Origin of the sequence: Pectobacterium versatile, assembly GCF_020166435.1 — a bacterium.
Classification (GTDB): Bacteria; Pseudomonadota; Gammaproteobacteria; order Enterobacterales; family Enterobacteriaceae; genus Pectobacterium; species Pectobacterium versatile.
This window is the reverse complement of sequence record NZ_JAINZP010000030.1, coordinates 1-10,610: the sequence shown is the minus strand read 5'-3', so window position 1 is coordinate 10,610 and position 10,610 is coordinate 1. Positions and strand designations below refer to the sequence as shown.

The window sequence follows — 10,610 nt, the reverse complement described above, 5'->3', positions numbered from 1 at the left end:
ACGGGGAAATCTGTTTTATTATCAGTCAGTTATGGCAGTCAGTCAGGTCTGACAGGATAAAGACCTTGGGTGGCAATACACGCGGTAAGTACTAATGATGGATCCCTAACCGGTACTGCTACCGACACAGGAGCCACCACTGGCGCAGGTTGCGTGACATTCGCGTTTACGCTGACCGAACCCGTCACTGGCAACGTCAGCGGGCCCGTTGCATTCCCTGCTAACTGGCCGCCACTTGCGGTGCTGCTGATATTGCCCGTGGCGGTGCCGGTTACACTGCCATCCGGCCCTAGCTGCCTGTCATTGGTTGCACCAGCGGGTGCGTAGATTAATGCACTTGGACCACCGACAGAAGTTAATAACGCTTTGTCAGTCAGGTTGATGTTTCTGCCGGTCGTGGTTGACGAGCCAATTTTTGCAATCCCAGTAACACTGAGGCTCGCCGCGGCATTAAACGGCAGATTGGCGATACTGCCACTCAGCGGAAGGGATACCGAGGGGCTGGCAGCGTTCAACGAAAATGTTGCCGGATGAGTATGCGGAGGAATCTGTGGAGCAGTAAGTGTCACCGAACTGCTACCGGTTCCGACTGCAATGTCCTGACCAACCGTTTTCGCAACGGGGTACGCTGTGCTGTTAAACACACCTGAGCCAACCACTGTTCGGCCCTGTAGGTTTGGTAAGGCGAACGTCGAGGGCTGTGTGCCGCCATATAAGTTGCCAATCAACGAATAAAGCGCCTGATTATTGCTTACGTTTAGTATGCGACCATCTGCAATTGTGTAACCGTCAGGACAATATTGGGTAGCCATGTAACACACGCTGCCAAGGTATTGGCTACCTGATTCGCTGCAGGCAAGTGCAGATTGTGGCAGGAAAAAACCGACACCCAGAGCAGCAGTAATCGCCGATTTGGCAAACAGACGTTGAACGCATTTCATAAACATCTCTCCTTGGAATGGGGACAGTTCCACGATGGGTGAAATATATTTGATGATTTCGATGCTTGGTCTTGTGATGCCTAACTTCACTTGCTAAGTAACATGTAATTTTATGTAAACAATAAAAACAAAATTACATATAAAAAGTGAAACTAGCAATAGGCTTTTACGTAGGCCGATAAGAAAAAGATTTATTTTTTTAATTTATTGATTTTTAATAAAATTAATTTGGTTTGATTTGGCTGAGATGTGCTGGAATTGCTACGATATGTGTATGTTGTCAATGTAATAAAAAACCAGAGAGAAATTCATTTGTTAATAAAATGTAGTGTGTGTTCGACGCAATAGATACGTGAAAACGTTAAATAATCTTATTAACTGATGAGATCAGGAAAGGTGTAACGCTTTTTTACAGAATCTGGAGCATCTCCTGCTCCAGATATTAGCTAAGACAGATGTATATGTTGAGGATAACCAACCCGCTAAAAACCACTTTCCCTGATACCCAATGCCGCTACCCGACGCCACACTGTACCAAGAATAGATTCCTTTTCTCCTTCCAGAATGACGCTGCCCCGTAGAGGCTGTTGCAGCGGCAGGAATTGCTCTTCCTGTATTATGAAACGAACGCGGTACTGTGCCTGCACTGGTTGAGGATTGTGGTCGCGGTCGCGTCGTACGGCAATCGGGCCGTGGCGATCGGAAGCGAGCATTTCTTGTTGCAGGTAAGCGCTGCCTGTGGGAGCAATGTCATGAAGCGTGACGTCAAGACGTGGGAAAGCGGGATCGTCGGTAAGGAAGATGCCCTGCATGCCCTCTTGAGTACGCATGAGCGACTCTTCGGGTATATAGCCAATTACCCGTCCCTGCGTGGGTTCCACCACGCGTAGTAATGGCGTATCCGCCGTTAGCCAGCGTCCTGCTGTCATATCACGAACCAGATCGCGTACTACACCTGCTTGCGGTGCTCGAATCGTTAAGCGTTGACGCTGTGCTGCCAACCCACGATAGCGTGCCAGCGCCTCAGCTAACTGCCAATCCATGACCTGAATTTCACTCGCCGTTTCCTGTCGTGCCGCTCCACGCTGTCGTTGCTGTTGTAACTGGGCGATACGCTGACGCTCAATGTCGAGACGATAATCCAGATCGACTGACGTGAGCTCCAGCAGAATGTCTCCGGCATCTACCCGCTGACCATCTGTAACGTGTAGCCGGTTAACCTGCGCCGGAACCGGACTGTAGAGGGTACTGACCTTCTCGGATTCCAATACGGCAGGAATGTGGATGCTGCCACCCCATGGATAGAGCAAGATAAACAAGAGTGTCAAGCACAGCAGGGCGCTGCGCAAAAAAGCGATGGGGTGTATTGATTTGCGCATTGACCACCAGGCATAGGCTTCTTTGGCTATCGGTAGCGCGATAAACCAGACGATTTCAACCAGCATTAAACCAATGCCGATCACCTTGATAAAAAAGTGGTAAACCACCAGCGCGATGCCAAAGAACAGGAAAAAGCGCCATATCCAAGAGGCATAGCCCCATACCAGCAGTTTGCGTTGCAGGGATGGAGAGAGGTTTTCCGGCGCTGGGTGACCATGACCGAACAGACTTTCCCGCAACCGCCAGCGGCAGAGCGCATAAGCACGTTCTTGCAGATTCTCTACGCGCCAGAAATCGCTAAGTAAAAAGTAGCCATCGAAGCGCATCAAAGGGTTAAGGTTTACGACCAATGTAGTCAGCCACGTCGCGCTGGAAAGCATAAAGGCTGCCGTTCGTGCCGGGCCATCTGGCAGTAATGCCCAGGCCAATAGCGAAATAACCGCCAACATCAGTTCGGCCAGAATACCGCCCGCGCCAATCAGCAAACGTGCCTGACGATCCTTCAGTTTCCAGGCGTCGGTAGTGTCAGTATAAAACAAGGGAAATAACACGATAAAGGCAGCGCCCATGCTTTGCACACGGCAGCCTGCCCGTTTGGCCATGAAGGCATGGCCTAGCTCATGGATAAATTTGGCGAACACCAGAGAGACACCGAACACGGCCATACCGGAAAGGCTGAAGAGGTGTGGAAACGAATGGGTGTAGCGTACCCAGTCTCGACTGACTAAAAATAAGCCCAGCAGCAGGATTAATGGAAAGACCCAGATCAGAAAGGGCGCGCCATAGCGCTGTAGCCACGGCCAACAGCGGTTAAGTACCGGATCGGGTCGCCACAGAGGAATACGGAAAAAAAGATACTGGTGCAGCACACTTTTCCACAAGCTGGTGCGCATCGCCTGAGCTTTGCCCAAATAGCGCCGACGTTGTTCTGGATCGCTTGCCGCGACTAAATCGTGCTGGCGTAGGAACTGTAGTAGTTGCTCTAACTCTTTCACTCGCAGTGGTAGGCCGGGCTCATTGTTGGCGGCGGCCAGTATTTGCTGTGGCTGGCGCAATGGCCAATGACGCAGCAGGCGGATAGCCGAGGGAGTCAGGGTAAAATAACGCCCTGTTATAGGATCGGACAGCACCCACTGCGGGGCTCCGTTGATGCCAGGAGCCGATTCTACCAATTGAAGATCGGCGCGCAGGGGAGGCAGGTGCAGATTCATAGCCCAATCGCCTGACGGATCACTGCCAGCGGGCGACGGAACAAATAAACGGCAAGGGGAACATAGTCGCCGGAAATTTTTGCCGTACCGCGCAGGCCGATACGTGGCGGTGTGTCAGTGAAGCGTGCATCCAGACGGTAGGCTAGATTGCCGGCTGGTGTCTGTTCCGACTCATAGGCGATACGTTCTAACAATGCGGCGTGTGGCGTCAGTGGATCGCTGTCCAGAAACAGTGTAATGGGTGCCTCTTGCTGCAACTGGATAGCGTCACCCACGTCTAACTCGATGCGTAACGCGGTGAGAGCGGGGTCTGCCAGCTCCATCAAACGTTCTCCGGTGCGTACCGGTTTCCCCATCCAGCGCGTTGCGTCGGCAAATACCGCAATGCCATCCCGTTCGGCGCGGATTTCTGCGCGATTCAGCAAGGCATTGGCGTAATCGCGTTCCGCTCGTTTTTGTGCCACCTGAGCGGCGAGAAAGTCGAGCCTGGCTTTGGAGTCCGTATCCTGAAATGCGCGTTGAGAACTCGCACGATGCTCCGCTTCGGCGACATTCAATGCACGCTCGGCCACATCTGCCTGGGCTTTCAACGTTGTACTGTCAAAGCGAACCAACACGTCTCCTTGACGTACACTCTGGTTCGGTAACACGGTAAAGGATTGGATCACGCCGTCCAGTGGTGCGGCGACGACACGGCCTTGATGAGGAATAACCTCGGCGGGTGCCAACACGGATTGGCGCACCGGAATGAACAGGCAAGCGAGCAGTAGCAGCGCAGGTACGACGATTTTCCACCGAGCCCGACGACGCCAACGGGGAGTTTGCGGTTCTAGAGCCAGCCAGGCGTGGCTAAAAGCCCCGCTGAGTTGCTCCGCCAGTACCTGATCGGTACTCTGCCATGGTTGCTCTCTTGCATACCAAATAGCACCGAAGGGGTTCCCCTGACGATCGTTGAGGGGAGACCATAGTGCCTCGGGGGCAGACAGCGCCTGCCAATCTTTACGGCTTTGTTCATCAAGCTGTGAGGCTTGAATCACTCTGCATTGCGCCAATGCTTTCTCATCGACGGATGATAACTGCGTACAGGCTCGTTCAACAAAGGCGACAAAGGGGGCATGGGGTGCAGGTTGAGTGACGCCGGTTACGGCGCGCACCTTACCGTTAATCACAAGGGCGGCATGGCGAAAACTGAATAGCGGCTGGCTGTCGTTGACGATGCAGTAAGCTAGCTCTTCTGTGCTGTTGGCTGCCCGGGCTTGCTGCTCGAGGTCAAGGAAGCGGGCAAACGTAGCGGTGCTGACAGACGTTGGCGTAGTACTCACCGTGCCTCCGAAAACTGTGCCGTTCCGCTCATACCGGCCATTAAGGTATTGTCCGCGTGGGCCAGCGTACCAATCAGGCCTAGGGTTTGACTGCTCTCATCAATACGTGCGCCAAGCCGTGTGACCTTGGCTTGTAACGGTTTTCCGGTTTCATCCGGCGTGAAGGTAAAGACTAATCCGGGTTTAAGCACCGACAGAAGTCGTGATGGTACTAGCAAGTTGACCTCTAGATGGCGGTTATTCACCACGTCCAGCAGTGGAGCACCTTGCGCCACACTCTCAAAGGCTTGCGCACGGCGTTTTACCACCTGACCGTCGAAGGGGGCGGTGATGCGACAACGATTAACCTGAATTTGGTAAACCTGGCTTTCTGCCTGAGCTTGTGCAAAGTGCGCGGCTGATAGCGATACCGCGTGTCTCCCTACTGATTTCATCTGTGCCAACTGCTGGTTTTGGCTCAGTTCCGCTTCTGCGGCTCGTGTGGCAGCAGAAGCCGCAGCCAATTGAGCTTGGTAAATGGAACAGTCAAACCGCACCAATAAATCGCCTTTCTTGAAGGATTCCCCTTCTCTAAACGGTATTTCCACAATACGTCCGGCCAACTCGCTGGACAGCGTGGCTTGTTCCACCGCTATCAGAATGCCGCGAGCCTGATTGTCAGTAGACGTGAGAGAGGGTGTGTCATGAGAGGGCATTGTCAAGAGTGGGTCGCTCGTTTGCGCATGGGTCGCAAACGCGAATAAGGAAAGTGCCAGCAATTGAAAAGCGTGGCGAAATATTACGTTACTGAAACCATCCACACTGACCTGCCTTATTTGTTGAGGTGTGTGCCACGTCAGAAAAAGATAAAGGGACTTTCTGAGTTTTCACTTATTAGCGGCGCTTATTTTGGGGAATATAATGGTACAAAATGCGCTGAATTGGCAACTGCAATAGAGGGCTGCTCTGGTTTCAGTTTGTCGTTTTAGCCCATGCTTGTGCGATTTGAAGCTCGATAGATATTAACACCTGAAAATAACAGGGGCAGCGCTGCTGCCCCAATAATACTATGCCGCGATTTCCCCATGATGAAACGGGAAAACCGGTCGTGGCTTACTGGTGCTCCTGATGGGCGTCATCGCCAAACGTGATGGCGCGTCCACGCGCATCCATTTGCGCTTTATCGCGGCTGAAGCCCATTTTGGCGCGAACGCCGCTCAGCATGCCGCTCCGTTGATAGATTTCGTTCGCCCGATCGTGGTTGTACTGGCTATCAGGGCTGATTTCCAGCGCGCGGTCGATCCACACTTTGGCCAGATAGCTATTTTGGGTGACGCCCGCGCCAGTACGGAAAGCATGGGCATAGTAACCCGCCGCATAGTCGCGGTTGGCATCATCCTCGTCGTTCCATAATTCAGGCAGGACCACATCCAGACAGAATTTCTGGTCTTCCGCAATATCGCTAAACAACAACAGTGAACTTAATTCCCTTGCTGCACGTGTCCAGACCGTTCTTCCCACGTTAGGGCGGTGCAGGACACCGAGCATCAGTTCACGCACGCGCTGGTATTGCTCTGGCGTCAGCGTCTCATTATCTCTTACCAGGCCATAGGCAATATTGTACTGGCAAAATTCATTGCCTGCGTCTGCGGCTTTTTCCTGCCAGTATTTCGCTTTTTCTTGATCTTCATAAGAAGAAGGATCGCGCCCGTTACGACGGGACAAATGCCCAGAATATAAATCGGAGAGCGCTGCCATTGAAGAGGCTTCTCCCCAGTCGGCGGCTTCGTGCATCATAAATACGCCAGCCTCTTCGGAAACAGATCCAAACAGGTTTGCGGCGACCTGGCCAAAATTCGTATCTGACGTCATGACACGGCAGCGCGCGAGCAGCGTATCGGTATCGAATTGATCTTTCGCCACCCCGTAGATGCCAAATTTGCTGGCGAGGGCGGCGATGGTGGTTTCATAATGTGAATCGGCCCAGGACTGGCTGCGTGCCAGTAATTGTGGCATCAAACTGAAACGGTCTTCAATGCAGGCAAAATCCAGACAGCAAATCAAGGTGTCGATCGAGCCATCTTCTGGATCGGCATCCGGAAGATCGACCTGCCACGCTTCTGCCATCAGATCATAGGTCTTCTGCATATCTGCGTTGTTCCAATGGATCTCATCATTTTCTTCGCTACGACCATAATGGCTGAGGAAGCTGGCATATTTACGCAGCACGCGTGCGCGTGTCTCAGCATGAAGCTCCAGACTAAGCAGCCAGTCAAATGTTTCTCGGCAGTAGACAATACTTTCTTGGTCATCGGCGTCAGGCATAAGCGAGGAATAACCCAAATAGTCCCAACATCGTGTGACATGAAGACCATTACGCTCTGCTTCGGTCAGAGCTTCACACCATGGTCCATCAATAAACTGAGTCATTTCCTCATGGCTCCCACCCCAGCGCGGATACAGGAAATAGAGATATTCGTTGCGAATCGCAAAGTCCTGCGGGCGGACGTTTAGTGTAGTGCGCAGCCAGTAACGCTTTGGATCCTCCCATTCGCTTTCTTCACGGGTGGGCAGATTGGCGGGAAGCGTATGAGGGAGTTCAGCAAGTTGTTCGGCTCCTTCATGGCGCAAGTGCTGTAAGCCTGCTTCCCAAAGCTCAGGTTCAAACTGTGCCTGACGCTGCATATAGGTTAAAGGTTCAGCACCTTGCAGCAGTACCTGTAGCCAATGCGGCTCACCTAAATAACTAGTCAGACGAAATAGACGTGAAAAAGCTAAAGCAGGGCGCTGATGTGAAGCGATGGCGTTCAGGTAGGCAGTTACCCCCAAATTGCGAGCTAGTTCTGCACCCACCCAACGATCGTCTTCTACATACTCAGCTCCGTTTGAGGTACGAATACGCGCCGCAGCATCTTCCCAATAATTCCCCATCAGCAGATGGGCATGGTAGGCATTAGGACGGGAGGAAACCCAGGCTTGCAGGTGCGCTAGGATATCGGTATGGGGCACGATAGGGTCAAAAAGCGAACGAACGCTCCAATTGTAGGAATAAGGCAGATTCGGGCCATCGAGCCAAGTCTGGTGCTCTTGCTCAAGTAAGGCCTCAAGCGCATCAAATTGATGGGTGGTGAATAGCTCACGCAGGTGAGTGCGTCGGGAAAGCAATGCGGTGAGTGATGCAGGTGTTGATGTCATAGAGTCAATTCTTAGGCTATTGTTAAGTTATAACGCCGACAACATAGATCTTCATTAGAAGAATGTGCAGGCAGGGTTTCGGGTTGTTATCTGCTTGATATTTCAGCAATACACAAATGAGTATTCAGATAACATAGAAAAATCAGAAGGATGACTACGCGGATAACTTATTGTGTGATCCCTGTACTGATATCTATTGCATCTATCTGATAATGATTAAAATCATACCTATAAATTAATGCGGAGACATCAATTTTTACATAAATGTAAATAATAATTTAAAAGTGTGTAATTAAGGATATGTGGGGGAAGTAAGGATGGTGCGAATAATCAAGACTTAGAGTAGTGTGCCGTTTTAAGAATAGCGATGAGATGAATTGTGCTCAGCGAATTGGACTTTACGCATCACAATATACTCAGATGGACATAATCTATATGTGGAAACATTTTGAGAAGTGAACGTTTTATTTTATTGGGATGCTTATGCTTCTTTACTCATTATAGCTTAAGGCGTTTTTTGGTAGAGCCTGCTGGATGCTGATGTTATTGTTGTTAGCAAGTAAGGATTAGTCATCTCCATGAGCTTCTTACTCAAAAAATCTTGGTTGCCCTGCGTACCTTTTTGATGGAGAAAGGTACGCAGGGCAGGTCGGGATAAAAACGAGAATTGAAGAGAGATTAAATTCTCTTGCTTACATGTAGCGCGATAAAGGAAAAATATAAGTAAAACAAGAGTTATTGGTAAGTTTAATTAAATTGGCATATGATTATTTATATAAATAGTTTCGTACGTTAGTGTTTCTGTCTCCGTTACATAAGATCGACATTAGCTAAGATGCCACACAAAAAATGTGTGCTATTACTAAAATTTATTTAGAAATGTGTTTCTTTTTTATTATTAATGCTTCGCTGTAATTTATCTGATGATAATCTATGAAAGTTATTGTTTATCCATAGAAACACCCTTTCTCTCTGCCGCTAATGCTATGTCATGACAGCACTGTGTTGTATTTCGTTTGCTTCTTGTTTAAAAAGCAAGCGATAGACTATGTCCATCGTTATTCTCAATAATGAAATGCTTTTCCATCTAATCTGTTTTTTTACACTCTATTAACATTATTTTGTTAAAATAAAGCTAGAAAATTTTATCGTAGTGCTTATGAAAATTTAGCTGGGTGCTTGTGCCACGGGTTTATTTACGGTGCATTATCATTATATACCCTAAATAATTCGAGTTTCAGGCAGGCGGCAAGAGAAGGATAAATTCGTCGAGAACGAATTTGACCAGCCAACGGCTGGCCTTCGGTGAGAGACAGGGTGCCTTTTATTTCATCCCGATGAGTTTACTCAAGTAAGTGATTCGGGTGACTGACAAACCTGCCTTTGGCAGGTTTGAACACTGCTTGCAACAGCCCCAACGGGGCGAGGTGCACGTAAGAGTGTCGAGTAGCGTAGCCAACGCGCATGCAACTTGAAGTATGACGAGTATATGAAAAAATATCTAATGGGCCTGAATATGAAGGATATATCAATGAATGACGGGAGCATTTATTTCCTTAATTTCACTTTCAACATGAAAATGAGAGTTTTGCAAAAAGATGAAGAGATTTTTCAATTGAGAAAAAAAGAAGCCGATGTGCTTGCTCTTCTATGTCATAAATATCCAGAACCCGTCTCACAAGATGATTTCTTGGTAGAGGTATGGCGGGGTGGATATGTCACTTCTCAAAGTATTGCGCAAGTGATTAGATCATTACGATGCACTTTGTCAGACAAAAATAAAAATATTATTATTACGATCCCAAAATTGGGGTATCAGCTTGCGACACCGCCATCTTTTGGCATGCCAGATGTGGATTCTAGCGAAATAGAGCAGAAGAACGTTACGTGGGAAAATTGTGAATCTGAAGCGTCTGAGGATAATCCACAATACATAACAGATCGAAATTTTTTATTTACCACTATGCTACCTTTATTTCACAATTTTTTCTCCAAAAGAAAATTTTTTGCAAAAACGGCGCTCATGGTATGTAGCATGGCTGTTTTCATTGCCAGCCTGATTTGGGGAGGCTTAAATGCGCATGGTATTTCTTTAATTTTAGGTGAAGAACGCAATGCTGCAAATATTATATGGTCTGAAAATGTACTTTATGATAAGACGGACGATCTTTTCTTTTGTAGTAAAAAAGATCAGAAAATAACCTGCTACTCTAATGAAAAAAATTAGAGGTGCTTGATTTTATACAGTCGAGAGACCATAGCTCATCTGTTATGAAGGTATTCTGAGCAAGAAACCGAACACCGTCGTGATAAGCGAGCAGGTGATCGCATCAGTGTTGTTGTTCTCGCTTCTGAATGCTGGGATTGTCCATGATTGCAGAGGCTGCGTTTGTATAAAACCAAATTTTGTTGAGTGAATCAATTTCTTAGGCGAAGCAGAGCCATTTTCATGTTTTCAGGTAATTCAAACACTAAGCTGCATTCTCAACAGCGTCATGGTATTCATCGCTTTCATCCGCGCCATTACCTCTCCTGCCTGCGCATCGTAGTCATATAGGTTTTGTTGAATAAATCGAACTTTC

General features: G+C 48.7%; 6 protein-coding genes. 1 reads left to right on the top strand and 5 read right to left on the bottom strand.

The genetic code is table 11. The features are described from left to right. Positions 1-38 precede the first annotated feature (38 nt). The 5 genes from K7X24_RS20510 to K7X24_RS20490 all read right to left on the bottom strand — a co-directional run bounded on the left by K7X24_RS20510 (position 39) and on the right by K7X24_RS20490 (position 8,028). Positions 39-941: a phage tail protein gene (locus K7X24_RS20510; protein WP_224558116.1), complete on the bottom strand. Its 903-nt coding sequence runs from the start codon at positions 939-941 to the stop codon at positions 39-41. A 482-nt stretch (positions 942-1,423) separates the two neighbouring features. After that, positions 1,424-3,532, bottom strand: a complete 2,109-nt coding sequence (locus tag K7X24_RS20505; RefSeq protein WP_224558115.1) for an HlyD family efflux transporter periplasmic adaptor subunit — start codon at positions 3,530-3,532, stop codon at positions 1,424-1,426. Further along, positions 3,529-4,854, bottom strand: coding sequence for an efflux RND transporter periplasmic adaptor subunit (locus K7X24_RS20500; protein WP_224558114.1), 1,326 nt, complete (start codon positions 4,852-4,854; stop codon positions 3,529-3,531). Before K7X24_RS20500 ends, K7X24_RS20505 begins: the two co-directional genes overlap by 4 nt. Continuing rightward, complete coding sequence (locus tag K7X24_RS20495) at positions 4,851-5,654, bottom strand: efflux RND transporter periplasmic adaptor subunit (RefSeq protein ID WP_224558113.1); 804 nt, start codon at positions 5,652-5,654, stop codon at positions 4,851-4,853. The genes K7X24_RS20500 and K7X24_RS20495 overlap by 4 nt, the downstream gene beginning before the upstream one ends. 292 nt (positions 5,655-5,946) lie before the next feature. Further along, on the bottom strand, positions 5,947-8,028 hold the full coding sequence (locus K7X24_RS20490; protein WP_224558112.1) for a DUF4034 domain-containing protein: 2,082 nt from the start codon (positions 8,026-8,028) through the stop codon (positions 5,947-5,949). A gap of 1,489 nt (positions 8,029-9,517) precedes the next feature. Between K7X24_RS20490 and K7X24_RS20485 the strand changes: the two genes are divergently transcribed. Beyond that, on the top strand, positions 9,518-10,255 hold the full coding sequence (locus tag K7X24_RS20485) for a transcriptional regulator (RefSeq protein WP_224558111.1): 738 nt from the start codon (positions 9,518-9,520) through the stop codon (positions 10,253-10,255). Positions 10,256-10,610: the final 355 nt, after the last annotated feature.

What these genes read in the sequence shown, in the direction of transcription:
- K7X24_RS20510 (WP_224558116.1), bottom strand. Translation starts at nt 941, where the DNA reads ATGAAATGCGTTCAACGTCTGTTTGCCAAATCGGCGATTACTGCTGCT.
- K7X24_RS20505 (WP_224558115.1), bottom strand. Translation starts at nt 3,532, where the DNA reads ATGAATCTGCACCTGCCTCCCCTGCGCGCCGATCTTCAATTGGTAGAA.
- K7X24_RS20490 (WP_224558112.1), bottom strand. Translation starts at nt 8,028, where the DNA reads ATGACATCAACACCTGCATCACTCACCGCATTGCTTTCCCGACGCACT.
- K7X24_RS20485 (WP_224558111.1), top strand. Translation starts at nt 9,518, where the DNA reads ATGAAAAAATATCTAATGGGCCTGAATATGAAGGATATATCAATGAAT.